The following is an 18,482-nucleotide window of genomic DNA, read 5'->3' as shown; positions in this document are numbered from 1 at the left end:
TCTTAAATAGATTACTTATTGCGACGACGTACGATGTACTTGTCAGTGCGTTTGTTGCTACGAGTCTTGTAGCCTTTAGTTGGCATACCCCAAGGAGAAACTGGGTGACGACCACCAGACGTACGGCCTTCACCACCACCATGTGGGTGGTCAACCGGGTTCATTACCACACCGCGAACGGTAGGACGAACACCACGCCAACGGCTTGCACCAGCTTTACCTAATTCACGTAGCATGTGCTCTGCGTTGCCTACTTCACCGATTGTTGCACGGCCTTCAGACAATACTTTGCGCATCTCGCCAGAACGTAGACGGATAGTTACGTATGCACCGTCGCGAGCAACGATTTGAGCATATGCACCAGCCGAACGAGCTAGCTGACCACCTTTACCAGGCTTAAGTTCAACGTTGTGTACAGTTGAACCTACTGGGATGTTACGCATTGGCATTGCGTTACCAGCTTTGATTGGCGCATCAACGCCAGACTGGATAGCATCACCAGCTTGAACACCTTTAGGTGCTAGGATGTAACGACGCTCACCGTCTGCGTACAGAACTAGAGCGATGTTTGCGCTACGGTTTGGATCGTATTCAAGACGCTCAACTTTCGCTGGGATACCATCTTTAGTACGTTTAAAGTCAATCAGACGGTAGTGTTGTTTGTGACCACCACCGATGTGACGTACTGTGATACGACCGTTGTTGTTACGACCGCCGTTCTTAGAGTTTTTCTCTAGAAGTGGCGCGTAAGGCTTACCTTTATGTAGGTCAGCATTAACAACCTTAACAACGTGACGGCGACCAGCCGAAGTCGGCTTACATTTAACAATAGCCATTTTTCAACTACTCCTGTTATTCCGCGCCGCCAACAAAGTCAAGATCTTGACCTTCGTTCAAAGTAACGTACGCTTTTTTCACGTCTGAACGACGGCCTTGGCGTAGCCCTTGACGCTTGGTCTTACCCTTAGTGATAAGAGTGTTTACAGACTTAACTTCAACTTCAAATAGCTTTTCTACAGCTGCTTTGATCTCTTTTTTAGTAGCATCCATTGATACTTTGAAAACGATAGTGTTCGCTTTCTCAGCAGCCATAGTTGCTTTTTCAGAGATGTGCGGTGCACGTAGAACTTTTAGTAGACGCTCTTCACGGATCATGCCAGCATCTCCTCAACTTGCTTAACTGCATCAGCAGTCATAAGAACCTTGTCAAATGCGATTAGGCTAACTGGGTCGATACCAGTAACGTCACGCACGTCAACTTTGTACAGGTTACGCGCAGCTAAGAATAGATTCTCGTCTACTTCACCAGTAACGATTAGAACATCGTTAAGTTCAAGTTCTTTCAGCTTAGCTGTTAGCTCTTTAGTTTTTGGTGCATCAACTGAGAAGCTTTCAACAACGATTAAACGCTCTTGACGAACTAGCTCAGAGAAGATGCTCTTCATAGCACCACGGTACATTTTTTTGTTTACTTTTTGGCTGTGATCTTGTGGTTTCGCAGCAAAAGTAACACCACCTGTACGCCAGATTGGGCTACGGATAGTACCAGCACGCGCACGGCCAGTACCTTTTTGACGCCATGGCTTAGCGCCACCGCCAGAAACTTCTGAACGTGTTTTTTGAGCACGAGTACCTTGACGAGCACCTGCTGCGTACGCAACAACTACTTGGTGTACAAGAGCTTCGTTGAACTCACGTCCGAAAGTAGTTTCGGAAACAGTTAGTGCGTTAGCACCTTTAACCATCAATTCCATTACTTACTCCTAGACGTTATGCTTTAACTGCTGGTTTGACGATAACGTTACCGCCAATTGAGCCAGGGACTGCACCTTTAATAAGAAGCAGATTGCGCTCAGCGTCAACACGTACGATCTCAAGGTTTTGAGTCGTTACACGCTCAGCACCCATGTGACCAGACATTTTTTTGCCTTTAAACACGCGACCTGGAGTCTGACATTGACCGATAGAACCAGGAGCACGGTGAGACAAAGAGTTACCGTGAGTCATATCTTGAGTACGGAAGTTCCAACGTTTAACAACGCCTTGGAAGCCCTTACCTTTAGATGTACCAGTAACGTCTACTTTTTTGATTTCGTTGAAAAGTTCAACAGTTAGTTCAGCACCAACTTCAAACTCTTCACCGCTTTCTAAGCGGAATTCCCAAAGACCACGACCAGCTTCAACACCTGCTTTCGCAAAGTGACCAGCTTCTGGCTTTGAAACACGGCTAGCTTTCTTAGCACCAGCAGTTACCTGGATAGCTGTGTAACCATCGTTCTCAAGAGTTTTAACTTGAGCAACGCGGTTCGCTTCAACTTCCACAACAGTTACTGGGATAGAAACGCCTTCTTCAGTAAATACGCGGGTCATACCCACTTTACGTCCGACTAGACCAATCATTCTTCTAATCTCCCTTAACCTAGGCTGATTTGAACATCAACACCAGCAGCAAGGTCTAGACGCATTAGAGCATCTACAGTCTTGTCAGTTGGTTCAACGATGTCGATCAGACGCTTGTGAGTACGAATTTCGTACTGGTCACGTGCATCTTTGTTTACGTGTGGAGAGATAAGAACAGTGAAACGCTCTTTACGAGTAGGTAGTGGAATAGGACCACGAACCTGCGCGCCGGTACGCTTAGCTGTTTCAACGATTTCCGCTGTAGAAGCGTCGATTAGTTTGTAATCGAAAGCTTTTAGGCGGATACGGATGCGTTGGTTCTGCATGAGACAGAGCTCCAATAATTAAAAATTACACAAACAATATCGCCACTCAAACTCGTTAAAACGAGAGAATGCCGATTGATTTATGTGAAACCGTAGTACCCAGATTGGGCACATTGTCAGCTAATAGGTGATTAACCTCAGTTATCTAAATTAGATAACTATGAGCTAAATTTTAATTAACTGCGAACATAAGCTGAGTATACATTACCTGACAAACCTGAATTTTATAAAAAACCTAGGACTTATCAGCTCCTCGCTGCTCATTGGTTCACAACTGGCTTAACCAGTGCGCTGCATTATACAGATCACAGTTTTACATGCAAGGGTTGTTTGAAAAATAAACGAACAAAATTCAACCAAACAAAAGGCAGGATAAGTGGAATGAAAGAGGGTTGATAATGACTATCAACCCTCTTTATATATAAGATATATGAGCTTTTTATTTAGCCGCAATACGCTGGCGCACGGCTTCAAATAAACAAATTCCCGAAGCAACAGAAACATTCAGACTTGATACTGAACCCGCCATTGGAATCTTTATCAGGTCATCACAAGTTTCTCGGGTTAAACGACGCATACCGTCTCCCTCAGCCCCCATGACGATGGCTAACGGTCCTGTTAGTTTGCTTTGGTAGATATCGTGAGTCGCTTCACCAGCCGTACCGACAAACCATACGCCTTTTTCCTGCATCGCACGCATGGTACGAGCTAAGTTAGTAACGCGAACAAGTGGCACCGTTTCTGCTGCGCCACATGCCACTTTGCTTACCGTCGCAGTCAATGGTGCTGATCTGTCTTTTGGTACGATAACCGCAGCCACACCCGCGGCATCAGCATTACGCAGACACGCGCCTAAGTTATGTGGGTCAGTGACACCATCAAGAACTAAGAATAGCGGTTGCTCAGCTTGGTCAACGATGAGCTCTAAATCGTGCTCGTTGAGCTGTCTAGCTGGTTTTACTTTGGCTATCACGCCTTGGTGGTTAGCACCTTGTGCTTTGTCATCCAGAACTTTACGGTTCATTTCTTGAATCGACACGCCTAGACGTGCAAGTTCATTCAGAACAGGCAGTAATCGATCATCCTGACGACCTTTCAGTACATAAGCTTCCACAAAACGAGCAGGGTCTCGTTCTAACACCGCTTTTACTGCGTGGATGCCATAAATTAATTCGTTACTCATGAGTTACCTATTTGTTCTTTTTTGCTCTTGCTTTGCCAGCTTGAGCTCGAGCTTTCTGTTTACGAGACTTAGCGGATTTACTCGTTTTGTCTTTTTGCTTACCACTACCGTCATCTGGACGTTTAGTGGGTTCAATCATTGGTACAGCTTTACTACCAAGGTTTGCAGCCGCTTTTTTGCCTTTCGCTTTTGCTTTCGATTCTGTCGCTCGTTTCTTAGCAGTCTTACCAGCGCCGCGTAGCTTACGACTTGTTTCAACGATTTCAAAGTCAATTTGTCTATCATCAAGGTTCACTGACAACACTTTAACTTTGACAGAATCGCCTAAGCGGTAGGTATTACCAAACGACTCTCCGATAAGTCTTTGACCAATCGGGTCAAATCGGTAGTAGTCATTCGCTAAAGTAGAAATATGCACCAAACCATCAATGTGCAAATCAGCTAAACGAACGAAGAAGCCAAATCCAGTCACGTTGGCAATGACACCTTCCAGCTCTTCACCAACATGGTCTTGCATGTACTCACATTTCAGCCAATCGGATACTTCACGAGTAGCATCATCTGCGCGGCGTTCAGTCATTGAACACTGCTCACCATAGTAGTTCATATCGTCAAATGAATAGTGGAAGCCACCCGTCGGAGTCCAACGGTCTTGGTTACGCCCTTCATGTTTGGCAATTAGATATTTAATTGCACGGTGCAACAACAAATCTGGATAACGACGGATCGGCGAAGTGAAGTGAGCATAACGCTTCAACGCCAAGCCGAAGTGACCAGCATTGTCAGGGCTGTATATCGCTTGCTTCATCGAGCGCAGCAACATAGTTTGAATCAGTTCTTTGTCTGGACGCTCACCGATCTGTTGCATCAAATGTGCATAATCGGTTGGGGATGGTTCAAGACCACCTGACAGCTCTAAGCCTAATTCACCAAGGAAATCTCTGAAGCCCATCAGACGTTCTTCACCCGGAGTTTCATGAATGCGGTATAACGCTGGCTCTTTTGCTTTTTCCACCAATGAGGCAGAAGCAATGTTCGCCATGATCATGCACTCTTCAATCAGCTTATGAGCATCATTACGGATAAGTGGCTCAATACTGTCAATCTTACGATCTGGCGTAAAAATGAACTTGGTCTCGACGGTTTCAAATTCGATTGCACCACGCTGCTCGCGCGCCACTTTCAATACTTGATACATCTTATGCAGCTCTTCAAGGTGCGGTACTAAATCACGATAACGCTCACGTAACTCTTCATCACCTTCTAAGATCTCGTGCACTTTAGTGTACGTCAGGCGAGCATGTGAGTTCATCACCGCTTCATAGTGTTTGTAACTCGATAACTTACCACTTTCAGAAATGGTCATTTCACACACCATACACAAGCGATCCACTTGTGGGTTCAGTGAACATAAGCCATTTGAAAGCACTTCCGGCAGCATAGGCACGACTTGTGACGGGAAGTAAACCGAGTTACCACGGTTAATCGCTTCTTTATCTAGCGCGGTATCAGGGCGAACGTAATAACTTACATCTGCAATCGCTACCCATAAACGCCAGCCGCCACCTTTTTTCGCTTCACAGAAAACCGCATCATCAAAGTCTCGCGCATCTTCGCCATCAATGGTCACTAACGGTAGTTCACGCAGATCGACTCGTCCCACCTTAGCTTCTTCTGGAACTTCTTCACCTAATCCTGCGACCTGTTTTTCAACTTCGTCTGGCCACACATGAGGAATTTGATGCGTACGGATGGCAATTTGTGTTTCCATTCCCGGTGCCATGTTTTCACCGAGTACTTCAACCACGCTACCCATCATACCGCGACTACGTGAGCCTCGGTCTGTAATCTCAATCACCACTACATTGCCCATTCGAGCACCGCTACGCTGCTCATTAGGGATCAAAATATCCTGATGAATACGTGAGTCGTCTGGCACCACATACGAGTAACCATGCTCGAAGAAGAAGCGACCGACGATTTGTGTTTTACGTTCTTCCAATACGCGAACTAAGCGCCCCTCTTTTCTTCCGCGCTTATCCGTACCTGCTGGTTGAACCAACACGTAATCACCATGGATGATGGTTCTCATCTGATGGTGAGGTAATAAAATGTCGTTGTCTTTGTTGGTGTTGCCTTCTGGACGTACCCAACCATAGCCATCTTTGTGACCAATTACATACCCTTTAATTAGTTCTAGTTTTTCAGGCAGTGCATAGCATTGACGACGAGTAAAGATGAGTTGTCCATCTCTCTCCATGGCACGAAGACGCCGACGTAGGCCTTCATACTGATCTTCGCCGGTGAGTTTTAGTGCTTCAAACAAATCGTTGCGATTCATTGGCACATTAGCTTGAGTTAAAAATTCGATGATGAACTCACGACTCGGGATCGGATTTTCGTAATTATCGGCTTCGCGATCCGCAAACGGATCAATATGGGTGGAATCAGACATAGGCAGACCTACTTAAAGTAAGAGGGGAATTAAAGTATATCCTACTGCGTGGTTAAGCTTAAGGATAAAAAGTGAGTAATACTAATAAGATAGTTCTGTTGCACTATCTTTGAAGTAATAAAAGTGAAATACAGTGAGGAAAGGTAAGAAATTCATGTTCAACCCTAGAGGCTGAACATGAACAGATAAATGTGTTTGCAGAATCAATTACGAGCTTTACCAGAAGGTTTCACGACGCTTCGCGCGCGCAATAATGTTCTCTGGCATTCGCATCTCTAACCCCTGTCGTAAGATATTAATACGACTATGCACTCTTTGATCTGCTGTTGCAGAGTTATAGAGCCAGCGATAAGCATCTTCATAATCCAGAGGGCTGCCGTAGTCTCTCAACAGCAATTCAGCCAACTGAATACGGGCGTTCAAATTCCCCATAGAAGCAGCTTCACGGAGATACGGAATAGCGCGCTCTTTATCTTGCTGCACTAACGTTCCGCGCGAGTAATAACGACCTAACTGCTCAAGTGCGGTTGGCAAACCTTGATGAGCAGCATTTTCCATGTAATACAGACCTAGCTCGACATCCTGATCGACACAGACACCCCACGCCAGCATATCGCCATACAAAAACTCGTATGACGGTAAATTGATGCGAGTGGCACGTGCAACGATATCTTCCACCAACTGACAATTGTCGGCTTTGACACGCTCCAAATGCTTGTTTTCTTCAATCAATTTTATGAGTTCAGCTTCTGTATAAATTGGTACAGGCTCCCCCACATCGGCCACAGCAGCGTGACTAAACGAGGAATGCAATGCCAATAATAGAGAAGCTGCCACCGTTCGTAGCTTCATACATGCACTCTTACTTAATTCCGATAGCCACACAACACCGCTTTTTTGAGTATAGCGTTATTACGCATAATGGCTGGTTTGATTTTTTATCGGCGATTAAGTGAATCTCTTTAGGTCAATCTTGTAAATAATCGGCAATTTATTGCCACCGACGTACAAAATAGCATCACTTGCGGCATAAAAAAACCGGCTCAATGAGCCGGTTCTATAAACAAGTATCTAGCTTACACGCTGAATGGGTGTACTTTGATGATTGTTTCGTTACGGTCAGGGCCTGTAGAGATGATGTCTACTGGAACGCCTGTTAGCTCTTCAATACGCTTGATGTAGTCAAGTGCAGCTTGAGGAAGAGCGTCGATAGACTTAGCACCGAAAGTTTTTTCAGACCAACCTGGCATGGTTTCGTAGATTGGCGTTACGTTATCGTAAGCATCTGCTGCCATTGGTGAAACTTCAGCGATTGAACCATCTGCCATTTGGTAACCAGTACAGATTTTGATTTCTTCTAGACCGTCTAATACGTCTAGTTTCGTCATACAGAAACCTGTAATTGAGTTGATTTGAATTGCACGACGCATTGCAACAGCATCGAACCAACCGGTACGACGTAGACGACCCGTTGTTGCACCAAATTCAGCACCTACAGTACCTAAATGCTTACCAACTGGATCTTGCTTCTCTTTACCATCATACAGCTCAGTCGGGAAAGGACCAGAACCTACACGAGTACAGTAAGCTTTAGCGATACCTAGAATGTAACCTAGGTGACGAGGACCAAAACCAGAACCTGCAGCAACACCACCAGCTGTCGTGTTAGAAGAAGTTACATATGGGTAAGTACCGTGGTCGATATCAAGCAGAGTACCTTGAGCGCCTTCGAACATGATCTTATCGCCACGCTTACGCGCTGCATCAAGTTCGTCAGTTACGTCGATAACCATTGACGTCAATAGGTCAGCATAACCCATTGCTTGCTCAAGCACGTCTTCGTAGCTTACGGGCTCAACTTTGTAGAAGTTTTCTAGTTGGAAGTTATGGTAAGCCATAACTTCTTTTAGTTTCTCAGCGAATGCTGCGCGATCGAATAGGTCACCAACACGTAGACCACGACGAGCAACTTTATCTTCGTAAGCAGGACCGATACCACGACCAGTCGTACCAATTGCTTTATTACCACGAGCAGTTTCACGCGCTTGGTCTAGAGCAATATGGTATGGAAGAATTAGAGGACAAGCTTCAGAAATGAAAAGACGCTCTTGAACAGGAACACCACGGTCTTCTAGACCTGTCATTTCTTTGATTAGTGCATCTGGTGAAAGTACAACACCGTTACCGATAATGCATTTCACGTTATTGCGAAGGATACCTGATGGAATCAAGTGAAGAACTGTTTTCTCGCCATCAATAACTAGAGTATGGCCAGCGTTGTGACCACCTTGGTAGCGAACCACATATTTTGCATCTTCAGTTAAAAGGTCTACGATTTTACCTTTACCTTCATCACCCCATTGGGTGCCAAGAACGACTACGTTATTACCCATCTTTCCAAATCTGATTGCTAGTTAAAAATGGATTCTAGCATCGAATTTGATTCGTTGCAGTCATTTTTTAGGCAAAAAATAGTCGAATAAATTCGTGCGCAGACATTCTCGTTTTTCAGATTAAAACTCAATCATCTGCATATATTTTTATGAGCAGATCACCTTTAGTATCAACACTTGCTCGATACATTCCTAAGCTATTCATCGCAAAGTGAATTTCACCATTAGCATCAACCGCAATAAGGCCTCCCTCACCGCCAATTGCCTTCAAATCACCTTGAATAATGTGTTCACAGGCGGTGTGAATATCTTCTTTTAAATAGCGCATTCTCGCCGCTACATCTGATGCGACCATTTTGCGAATGAAGAACTCGCCCATCCCCGTTGTTGATACAGCAACATTGCCATTTTCAGCAATCGTACCTGCACCTATGATTGGCGAATCACCAATGCGGCCAAACTTTTTGTTGGTGATTCCACCAGTACTTGTAGCTGCTGCTAAATTGCCTTGCTGATCAAGCGCTACGGCGCCAACCGTGCCAAATTTTTTGTCATCTGGATACTGTTTTTCTGTCGAGTACTTAGCTTCCGACAGTGCAAACAGGCCTTTCTCTTTCATGGACTGCAGTTGTTCATAGCGGCGTTCAGTAAAGAAGTAATCCTGCTCGGTATACTCATAACCCAAGCTAAAAGCGAACTCTTCGGCTCCTTCACCCATCAACAAAACATGGTCGCTTTTCAACATCACATCACGTGCAAGTTCAATCGGATTTTTAATATGGCGAACTCCCGTTACGGCACCTGCATCCATCTCTCGTCCATGCATCACGGAAGCATCCATCTCAACCATTTCTTTATTGGTTAATACCGAGCCTTTGCCTGCATTAAATTGAGGCGCATCTTCCAACACTTTTACCGCTGCGACCACAGCATCTAAAGCATCGCCCCCTTGCGCAAGAATGGCATGCCCCGTTTTAACCGATTTCTCTAACGCAGCCTCGATTTCACCTTTGAGTTCATCACTCATTTGTTCACGCAAAATTGTTCCGGCACCACCATGAATCGCAATAGAAAAAGGTTGCGGCATAAAAAGTCCTTACATATTGATAAAGCGAACATAAAAAAGCGTGAACCGATTGCTCGACTCACGCTTTCTTTTATAGGGCTAGGAGCTGCTTATAGCAAGCCCACCGCACAGTTTAGTGGCAGTGACCGCCGCCACAACAACCATCTTTGTGGTCATGGTCGTGATCATGGCTATGACCGTGACCACCACAACATTCGTGGTCATCATGATCGTGACCGTGGCCGCCACAGCCACCCGCTTGGTGTACGTGACCGTGTTCAAGTTCTTCAGCAGTTGCTTCACGAACTGCAACAACTTCTACATCGAAAGTCAGAGTGTGACCAGCAAGCATGTGGTTACCGTCAACCACAACTTCATCACCATCAACTTCTGTAATTTCTACAGGGATTGGACCTTGGTCAGTATCCGCTAGGAAGCGCATACCTACTTCGATCTCATCAACACCTTGGAATACGTCTGCAGGAACGCGTTGAACAAGATCATCGCTGTGCTCACCGTATGCATCTTCAGGTGCGATAGTTGCAGTGAACTTGTCACCTGCTACTTTGCCTTCTAGCTCTTTTTCAAGGCCAGTGATTAGGTTGTTGTGACCATGTAGGTAATCTAGTGGTGCTTCCACTGTGGATTGGTCAACAACGATGCCATCTTCCAGTTTTACTTGGTAAGCAAGGCTTACAACCACGTTCTTTTCAATTTTCATAACGGCTCCAGGGCGGTTTTGGTGCTTTTAGACACATTAAGTCATGCCTAAAAATAATCTAATGGTGGATATTATGGGGATCGTGAGCAGAAACTCAATTATTCCGGCTTAAAAATACCGATCATTTGCTCCTGAGCGTGTTCACTTTTCTCTACAGCTTTCGGTTTACGCTGTTCTGAATAATCACATTCAACGCATTCCACCAGCTCTATGTTGTTCTCTATCCACCAGCGTAAGGTATCTTGAGCTTTACAACTCGGACAACTCGCCCCTGCAATAAAGCGTTTTTTTATATTCACGTATTGGTTCCTACTACTTACTTGTTCTTTTAGTCTTTTTCCCAATAGCTACGAGACTGCTTATCACCGTCCATCTCGCGGCCAAAAATTTCTTCCAACTCTTTACGAGCTTCTTTGGCTCTTAAGTTAAGTCGCTTACCTTCATTGTGCTGAGGTAACAACTCTTTAAGCATTGCCATGTCCAACTTACGAAAATGAGCTTCGGCTCTTTTAGCTTCATAAGGATGCATACCTAACGAGATTAACGTTTGTCGACCAAGATCCAACGCACCTAAAAAGGTTTCGCGAGAGTAACGCTCAACACCGTGATTCATTAATTGGTAGGCTTCAACACGGCTACGTGCACGCGCCAATATTTGCAATTTAGGGAAGTGATGTTTGCAAAGCTCAACTATTTTCACCACTTCATCAGGCGCGTCGGTACAGATAACAATTGCCTCTGCTTCATCTGCACCCGCCGCTCGCAATAACTCAAGCTGAGTGGCGTCGCCATAGAATACTTTATATCCGTATTTGCGTAGTAATTTTATTTGGCTGGCATCACTTTCTAATACCGTAATTTTGATCTTGTTGGCATACATCAAGCGGCCAACAATCTGCCCAAAACGACCAAATCCAGCAATAATGACTCTCGGTTCTTTATCGAATACGTCCGATGCCAACTTTTCTTCATCGGAGTTATTCAAATTAAGTGCGAACCAGCGATTTTGAGCCGATAGCAATAACGGCGTAGTCACCATCGATAAGCTCACCACTACCAACAAAAAGGCGACTTGCTCTGATTTGAGCAGCCCTTGGCTGCTCGCGGCAGTAAAGATAACAAAAGCAAACTCACCGCCTTGGCTCAGTATTGCAGCCATTCGGCTACGAGCTTTAGCCCGAGTACCTGAAAAACGGGCGAGCACATAAAGAAGTAAACCTTTGACTGTCACCAGAGCGATCACAGCTAGCAATATGCTTAATGGTTCAAGAGCCAACAACCCTAAATCAACCGCCATTCCGACAGAGATAAAGAACAGGCCAAGCAACAAGCCTTTGAAGGGCTCGATAGCAATTTCCAGCTCGTGACGGAACTCACTTTCGGCCAACAGCACCCCAGCTAAGAAGGTACCAAGCGCCATCGACAAACCTAATTGCTGCATCAACAGTGCGATACCAATCACCAGCAGTAGCGCAGCAACGGTAAACAACTCTCGCACACCACTTAATACGATGTAGCGAAACAGAGGGCTCAGAAGGTAATGACCGCCCACCAATAAACCAACAATGCCACATAACATCCAGACGACATCAAGCCAGCTTCCGCCAGTATTACCTGCCAGTACGGGCAACAACGCCAACATAGGAATAACAGCAATATCTTGGAATAGCAGAACAGCAAAACCGGATTGCCCCGTTTCCGTTCGAGTTAAACCTCTTTCTTCTATCACGCGTAATGCAATTGCGGTTGAAGAGAGCGCCAACCCCATACCAATAACTAAACTGCTTTGCCAGCCGATGCCCAGCAACGAAGTCAAGCTTGCAATCACGGCTGTCGTCACCACAACCTGCGCGCCACCCAGTCCCAAAATTGGCCCACGCATTTGCCACAGTTTTCTCGGGTTTAACTCTAAGCCAATCAGAAACAGCAGCAAAACCACGCCAAACTCAGCAAAGTGCATAATCGCTTCAACATCGCTGATTAAGCCCAATCCCCAAGGTCCGATGATCACCCCCGCCAGTAAATACCCCAGAACAGAACCAAGCCCTGCCCTTTGCGCTAAAGGTACTGCCACCACAGCTGCGGTAAGGAAAACGGCTGTACTTTGTAGAAAATCACTACTTACTTCAGCCATGATGCTCTCCTTGCTCAGCTAACGGGTCCAATAACCACTGTCTATAGGCTTCTGCGTGTTGATATCGCTCAATGTCACTAACATTGCGTGACCAATACAGCACCATGGGGTCTATCCATTGCATACGACACAATGCCGCTGTCAGCTCAAATGGTTGTAAAATGTCTTTCAACGGATAACGGTTATAGCCCTTCTCACCAAAAGCATCGATGTTACCGCCAGTGGTGATGACACTACGCCAGACTTTACCCCGCAGCTCACTTTTGTTACCAAAGGCGAATCCTTTTGCCAGTATTCTATCCATCCATTCCTTAAGTAGCGCCGGACAGGAATACATATACAAAGGGTGCTGAAACACAATCACATCATGCTCTAACAAGCGCTGGCGCTCAGCTTGAACATCGATGAAAAAGTCTGGGTATGTGGCATAGAGATCAAGAATAGAGACGTGCTCAAGTGAAGAGATCTTTTTAATCATCACTTGGTTTGCAATGGAGTGATGTGGCTCAGGGTGAGCATAAATCACTAATACTTTAGGCTTTTGTAAAGCAGACGGCGTATCTTGTGTCATTCCTTGACGGCACTCCGTAACGTTATCAAATTGGTAACTGTTGCTATACCCAAACTAGTTGGAGTTGCAGCTAGGCGGCAAGTGAGTGAGTCCCCATGAGCATAGATAACTATGTAATTGGGGTGAACGAACGTAGCCAACACCGCTGCACCTTCAAGTAGGAAGGGCATAAGCATCATAACGTAAATTGCATAATGATCGACATTTATCCTCGTTGCCCCTACTATTCTGGGCGAAATCTCAACGGCAACTCTATTAATAGCTAAAACAAATTTATGATTATCTTCTCGGACATCCAACTACTACGTGGCGGAAAACCTCTGCTCGACCAAGCATCAGCAACCATCAACCCAGGCGACAAAGTGGGTCTAGTGGGTAAAAACGGTTGTGGTAAATCCACCCTATTTGCCCTCTTGAAAGACGAATTGTCTATTGATGCTGGCTCATTCAGTAAACCTGCTCAGTGGGAACTGGCTTGGGTAGCGCAAGAAACGCTGGCTTTAGAACGCAGTGCTTTGGAATACGTTATCGATGGCGACCGAGAATACCGAGATTTAGAACGTCAGCTTAGTGACGCAGAAGTTGCAGACAACGGTACACTAGTAGCTGAGCTGCATGGCAAAATCGAAACTATTGGCGGTTACAGCATCCGAGCTCGCGCTTCAGAGCTACTGGACGGTTTAGGCTTTAGCCAAGAACAGATGTCATGGAACCTGACTCAGTTTTCAGGTGGCTGGCGTATGCGTCTCAACCTTGCACAAGCACTGATTTGCCGCTCTGATTTGCTATTGCTCGATGAACCAACTAACCACTTAGATTTAGATGCCGTGATGTGGTTAGAGCGTTGGTTACAAAGCTATCCGGGAACTTTGATTCTGATTTCCCACGACCGAGATTTCTTAGACCCGATCATCAACCGTATCATTCATATTGAGAATCAGAAGCTTAATGAATACACGGGCAACTACTCATCGTTTGAAAATCAACGAGCACAAAAGATGTTGCAACAACAAGCCATGTATCAGAAGCAACAAAAGCAGATGACTCACATGCAGAGCTACATCGATCGTTTCCGTTACAAAGCTTCTAAAGCTCGTCAGGCGCAAAGCCGGATTAAAGCTTTAGAACGAATGGAAAAAGTGTTGCCAGCACAGTTTGATAACCCATTCAGCTTTGAGTTTCGCGAACCGTCTGCACTACCAAACCCAATTTTGATGATGGATGACGTGAGTGCGGGATACGACGATAACCTTATCCTAGAGAAGATTCGTCTTAATCTCGTTCCGGGCAGCCGTATTGGTCTGCTTGGTCGTAACGGTGCGGGTAAATCAACCCTAATTAAGCTGTTATCCAATGAACTGACTCCGCAAGGTGGTGACCTATCCTACTCACAAGGGGTGAAAATTGGTTACTTCGCGCAGCATCAGCTTGAAACGCTTCATCCAGAAGAGACACCTTTGCAACACATGATGCAAATCGCGCCTGAGAAAAACGAATTAGAACTGCGCAACTATCTGGGTAGTTTCGGCTTCAACGGTGATAAAGCACTAGAGAAAGTTGGACCGTTCTCGGGCGGTGAAAAAGCGCGCCTCGTGTTGGCTCTTATTGTGTGGCAAAAACCAAACCTGCTATTACTTGATGAACCAACCAACCACCTTGATTTGGATATGCGTCAAGCCCTGACTCTTGCACTGCAAAGTTTCGAAGGCGCGATGGTTATCGTCAGCCATGACCGCTATCTACTGCGCGCCACAACCGATGATTTGTATCTGGTTCATGACCGCCAAGTAGCACCCTTTGATGGTGACTTAACGGATTACTACAAATGGCTTCAGGATCAGCAAAAAGCAGAACGCAAAGAACAACAAGCTCAAGCTGCACCAAAAGACAATGCTAACAGCGCTGCGGCGAAGAAAGATCAAAAACGTCGTGAAGCAGAACTTCGCAAGCTGACTGCGCCAATTCGCAAAAAGCTGACACAACTCGAAGCGAAAATGGATAAGTTGAACGAAATTGTCGCGGACTCTGAACAACAATTATCGGAGTCCTCACTGTATGATGCAGAAAACAAAGCTAAACTTAACCAAGTTCTCGCTACACAAGCTCAGGCGAAATCCGAACTCGAAGAGATCGAAATGGAGTGGATGAGCGAGCAAGAGACGCTGGAAGAAATGGAACAGGAGTTCAACAGTCAATGACCCAAGAGCACGTCAGAATTTCACTCACGTTGGAACGACTATGGCAATTCAGCTTGCAGTACTACAGCGTTCGAGAAGTCAAAGAGGCGTGCTTACACCTGCAAAACCACTATAACGGCAACGTAAATTTGCTCCTGCTGCTCAAATGGCTTGATGAGCAGCAAGTAGCGTTTCATGAGCAAGATTGGCAAACGGTTATTGACTGTATCGGACGCTCAGAAACGCTACTACATAGCTACCGAGAGTTACGCCGTAAATTAAAAGCCACTCTTCCGGACACCCTATATCGCGAAGCACTGCAATTCGAATTGCAGTTGGAAAAGCAGCAACAGTCTGACTTAGTGGACTGCATCAATAGTCTGACTTTGATGAATAATGAAGACACACCTCTTACCCAACGTTACTGCCGACAACTCGGTGCCGAAAACCTCGCTAAACAGTTTGCCAAACCTGCACCCAAGAACTGAATCTTCCCGCTTATTTAATTGGGTATATACTCAATATAAACAGACCACTTAAAGTTGCAGTCACCAAAACTGCATCATTAAATAGGCAAAAATAATTGTATTAATTTGATGGTTAGCCGATGACCCAATTTGTTGCCGCTACAGGCTTGAAGAACCCACATTTACAGACATTAGTCCCGCGCTTTATTCGTAAGAAAGCGCTGTTTGAACCCGTCTGGCAAACGCTCGATACACCTGACGGCGATTTCCTCGACTTAGCGTGGAGTGAAGATGCACATAGTGAAAGCGCAGCGAAGAAGCCCATTTTCATCCTATTTCATGGTCTGGAAGGCTGCTTCTATAGCCCTTATGCCAATGGCTTAATGCAAGCCTTTGCCAAAGATGGCTGGTTATCGGTCATGATGCACTTCCGCGGTTGTAGCGGTAAGCCGAATAATTTGGCTCGCGCATACCATTCCGGCGAGGTAGAAGATGCCCGTTTAGTTCTGGAATATTTGAGAGAACAGTTTCCGAATCGCACTATCGTCGCTACTGGTATTTCTCTTGGAGGCAACATGCTGGTGAACTACTTGGCTGACTACAGTGAAGATCCAATAGTCACAGCTGCGACCGTAGTTTCCGCCCCCTTGGATTTAGCGGCCTGTGCTCAACGCATTGAACACGGTTTTTCAAAAATCTATCGCCGTTATCTGGTCTCATCACTGAAAAACAGTGCAATGAAAAAGCATCACCTGCTCAAAGGTGAACTAGGGCTTTCCTATCAGAGCATTAAACGCGTCACTCACCTCAGTGATTTCGATGACTTAATCACTGCGCCCCTACATGGGTTCAAAAATTCGCAAGACTATTACGAGAAATGCTCTGGTATTAACAAACTACAGCAAATTAAAGTACCCACTCAGATCATTCACGCTAAAGACGATCCATTTATGAATGAATCTGTGATTCCCAAATTCATCCTACCTGACAACATCGACTATCGCTTGTTTGAGCAAGGCGGGCACGTTGGCTTTGTATCCGGAAGCATCCTAAAGCCTGAATTTTGGCTGGAAAAAGCATTGCCTGCTTATTATGAAAGTTTGAAAGACGCTCAGGATTAAATATTCGTCAGCAATAAAAAATTCGCACCTCCATTAATGGGCTGGCGTGCGTTATATTGACGAAACAACATTAAGTAGAATTACGAGCAAGTTATGATTGTACCTTGGCAAGATATTGCACCAGAAACATTAGAAAACCTCATCAGCGAATTTGTGCTCAGAGAAGGCACAGATTATGGCGAAGTTGAAGTTTCTCTGGAGCATAAGATCGACCAAATCAAAGCATTACTAAGGAGCGGAGATGCGGTAATTGTCTATTCTGAATTACACGAAAGTATTGATATCAAAGTTAATAATCGATAATCAGTGACAATTGAAATTCCATGTTATAGTGGCTTCAACTCGGGCGATGAACAGATTTCAGCGCCTTATTATAGGATTTTTGGACAAGGTTAGTCATGTCAGCAAAACACCCAATTATTGCCGTAACTGGTTCATCAGGTGCAGGCACTACTACAACGTCAGAAGCATTCCGTAAAATGTTCAACATGATGAGTGTTAAACCCGCTTGGGTTGAAGGTGATAGTTTTCACCGTTTCACTCGTCCAGAAATGGATATTGAAATCCGTAAAGCCCGCGAACAGGGTCGTCATATCAGCTACTTCGGCCCAGAAGCCAACGACTTTGGCGCTTTGAGCGAGTTTTTCCGTCAATACGGTAAAGCAGGCACAGGCCAAATCCGACGCTATCTGCACACCTTTGATGAGGCCGTACCTTATAACCAAATGCCCGGAACATTCACTCCATGGCAAGAGCTTCCAGCTAGTACAGACGTACTCTTCTATGAAGGGCTACACGGCGGTGTAGTAGACGGTGAGGTTAATGTGGCGCAGCATGTCGATTTCCTGATTGGCATGGTACCGATTGTTAACCTTGAGTGGATTCAAAAATACGTCCGTGACACCCGTGACCGGGGGCACTCGCGCGAAGCCGTGATGGATTCGATAGTTCGCTCAATGGATGACTATCTCAACTACATCACACCACAATTTTCGCGCACGCATATTAACTTTCAACGGGTGCCGACCGTAGATACATCCAACCCACTGAATGCCAAAGGCATTCCTAGTCTGGACGAAAGTTTTGTAGTCATTCGCCTACGTGGAATTAAAAATGTCGACTTCCCATACTTACTGGCAATGATCGACGGCTCTTTTATGTCTCGCCACAACACCATTGTGGTTCCGGGAGGAAAAATGAGTTTTGCCATGGAATTGATTGTAAGACCAATCCTACAGCAACTCATTGAAACGGGGAAAATCGGCTAATCGAAACAAGGTTTTTGCGTTTAGTTTCCATACCGTGACCATGTGCACATTTTTGCGTAAAAAATCAAGGTAGGGACACGATTAAAATCAAGAAAATGTCGCTGAAAAAGGATACTATTCTTAACCGAAACACAAGATAGCTTGCAGCGACCATAAAGTCCTCTTATTCTAGTAAATCTATTTTAAGCTTTGCTAAATAT

The 18,482-nt window shown here is 45.3% G+C and carries 19 protein-coding genes; 5 read left to right on the top strand and 14 right to left on the bottom strand.

Annotated elements, in window-relative coordinates:
- Window positions 1-11 precede the first annotated feature (11 nt).
- The 14 genes from rplB to kefG all read right to left on the bottom strand — a co-directional run bounded on the left by rplB (window position 12) and on the right by kefG (window position 13,249).
- Entirely contained in the window at window positions 12-836 is an 825-nt protein-coding gene (gene rplB / locus L3V23_RS14460) for a 50S ribosomal protein L2 (protein ID WP_042485185.1), read from the bottom strand.
- 16 nt (window positions 837-852) lie between these two features.
- Window positions 853-1,155, bottom strand: a complete 303-nt coding sequence (rplW, locus tag L3V23_RS14455; protein ID WP_042485182.1) for a 50S ribosomal protein L23 — start codon at window positions 1,153-1,155, stop codon at window positions 853-855.
- On the bottom strand, window positions 1,152-1,754 hold the full coding sequence (rplD, locus tag L3V23_RS14450) for a 50S ribosomal protein L4 (protein WP_042485179.1): 603 nt from the start codon (window positions 1,752-1,754) through the stop codon (window positions 1,152-1,154). Before rplD ends, rplW begins: the two co-directional genes overlap by 4 nt.
- A gap of 16 nt (window positions 1,755-1,770) precedes the next feature.
- Complete coding sequence (gene rplC, locus L3V23_RS14445) at window positions 1,771-2,400, bottom strand: 50S ribosomal protein L3 (RefSeq protein ID WP_042485177.1); 630 nt, start codon at window positions 2,398-2,400, stop codon at window positions 1,771-1,773.
- Window positions 2,401-2,414: 14 nt separating this feature from the next.
- Window positions 2,415-2,726, bottom strand: a complete 312-nt coding sequence (gene rpsJ / locus L3V23_RS14440) for a 30S ribosomal protein S10 (RefSeq protein ID WP_001181007.1) — start codon at window positions 2,724-2,726, stop codon at window positions 2,415-2,417.
- 439 nt (window positions 2,727-3,165) lie between these two features.
- Window positions 3,166-3,909: a 23S rRNA (guanosine(2251)-2'-O)-methyltransferase RlmB gene (gene rlmB, locus L3V23_RS14435; RefSeq protein WP_102953989.1), complete on the bottom strand. Its 744-nt coding sequence runs from the start codon at window positions 3,907-3,909 to the stop codon at window positions 3,166-3,168.
- Between the two features lie 7 nt (window positions 3,910-3,916).
- Window positions 3,917-6,364: a ribonuclease R gene (rnr, locus tag L3V23_RS14430; protein ID WP_042485166.1), complete on the bottom strand. Its 2,448-nt coding sequence runs from the start codon at window positions 6,362-6,364 to the stop codon at window positions 3,917-3,919.
- Window positions 6,365-6,580: 216 nt separating this feature from the next.
- On the bottom strand, window positions 6,581-7,216 hold the full coding sequence (locus L3V23_RS14425) for a tetratricopeptide repeat protein (RefSeq protein WP_042485162.1): 636 nt from the start codon (window positions 7,214-7,216) through the stop codon (window positions 6,581-6,583).
- Window positions 7,217-7,440: 224 nt separating this feature from the next.
- Window positions 7,441-8,757 carry an adenylosuccinate synthase gene (locus tag L3V23_RS14420; RefSeq protein WP_102953988.1) on the bottom strand — a complete coding sequence of 439 codons (1,317 nt, stop codon included), beginning with the start codon at window positions 8,755-8,757 and terminating at the stop codon, window positions 7,441-7,443.
- A 127-nt stretch (window positions 8,758-8,884) separates the two neighbouring features.
- Window positions 8,885-9,844, bottom strand: coding sequence for an isoaspartyl peptidase/L-asparaginase (locus tag L3V23_RS14415; protein WP_102966303.1), 960 nt, complete (start codon window positions 9,842-9,844; stop codon window positions 8,885-8,887).
- A 112-nt stretch (window positions 9,845-9,956) separates the two neighbouring features.
- The gene (gene slyD / locus L3V23_RS14410) at window positions 9,957-10,544 is read right to left on the bottom strand and encodes a peptidylprolyl isomerase (RefSeq protein WP_102966304.1); all 588 of its coding nucleotides are present in this window, start codon (window positions 10,542-10,544) and stop codon (window positions 9,957-9,959) included.
- Window positions 10,545-10,642: 98 nt separating this feature from the next.
- Window positions 10,643-10,843, bottom strand: a complete 201-nt coding sequence (locus L3V23_RS14405) for a YheV family putative zinc ribbon protein (protein WP_102941172.1) — start codon at window positions 10,841-10,843, stop codon at window positions 10,643-10,645.
- 29 nt (window positions 10,844-10,872) lie between these two features.
- The gene (gene kefB, locus L3V23_RS14400; protein ID WP_102966305.1) at window positions 10,873-12,678 is read right to left on the bottom strand and encodes a glutathione-regulated potassium-efflux system protein KefB; all 1,806 of its coding nucleotides are present in this window, start codon (window positions 12,676-12,678) and stop codon (window positions 10,873-10,875) included.
- Window positions 12,671-13,249, bottom strand: coding sequence for a glutathione-regulated potassium-efflux system ancillary protein KefG (gene kefG, locus L3V23_RS14395; protein WP_102966306.1), 579 nt, complete (start codon window positions 13,247-13,249; stop codon window positions 12,671-12,673). The genes kefB and kefG overlap by 8 nt, the downstream gene beginning before the upstream one ends.
- Before the next feature lie 275 nt (window positions 13,250-13,524).
- Between kefG and L3V23_RS14390 the strand changes: the two genes are divergently transcribed.
- The 5 genes from L3V23_RS14390 (at window position 13,525) to L3V23_RS14370 (ending at window position 18,282) form a co-directional block, all read left to right on the top strand.
- Window positions 13,525-15,447, top strand: coding sequence for an ABC transporter ATP-binding protein (locus L3V23_RS14390; protein WP_102966307.1), 1,923 nt, complete (start codon window positions 13,525-13,527; stop codon window positions 15,445-15,447).
- The gene (locus tag L3V23_RS14385) at window positions 15,444-15,914 is read left to right on the top strand and encodes a TIGR02444 family protein (RefSeq protein WP_102966308.1); all 471 of its coding nucleotides are present in this window, start codon (window positions 15,444-15,446) and stop codon (window positions 15,912-15,914) included. The genes L3V23_RS14390 and L3V23_RS14385 overlap by 4 nt, the downstream gene beginning before the upstream one ends.
- 119 nt (window positions 15,915-16,033) lie before the next feature.
- Window positions 16,034-17,014, top strand: coding sequence for a hydrolase (locus L3V23_RS14380; RefSeq protein ID WP_102966309.1), 981 nt, complete (start codon window positions 16,034-16,036; stop codon window positions 17,012-17,014).
- Between the two features lie 93 nt (window positions 17,015-17,107).
- Window positions 17,108-17,317, top strand: a complete 210-nt coding sequence (locus tag L3V23_RS14375; RefSeq protein ID WP_042485134.1) for a YheU family protein — start codon at window positions 17,108-17,110, stop codon at window positions 17,315-17,317.
- Window positions 17,318-17,412: 95 nt separating this feature from the next.
- Window positions 17,413-18,282 (top strand): phosphoribulokinase, encoded by an 870-nt coding sequence (locus tag L3V23_RS14370; RefSeq protein WP_042485131.1) that lies wholly within the window; start codon window positions 17,413-17,415, stop codon window positions 18,280-18,282.
- The last annotated feature ends 200 nt before the right edge of the window (window positions 18,283-18,482 follow it).

It is taken from the genome of Vibrio sp. A1-b2 (assembly GCF_021726015.1).
Taxonomy (GTDB): domain Bacteria; phylum Pseudomonadota; class Gammaproteobacteria; order Enterobacterales; family Vibrionaceae; genus Vibrio; species Vibrio diazotrophicus.
This window is presented reverse-complemented; position numbering and strand designations above follow the sequence as displayed.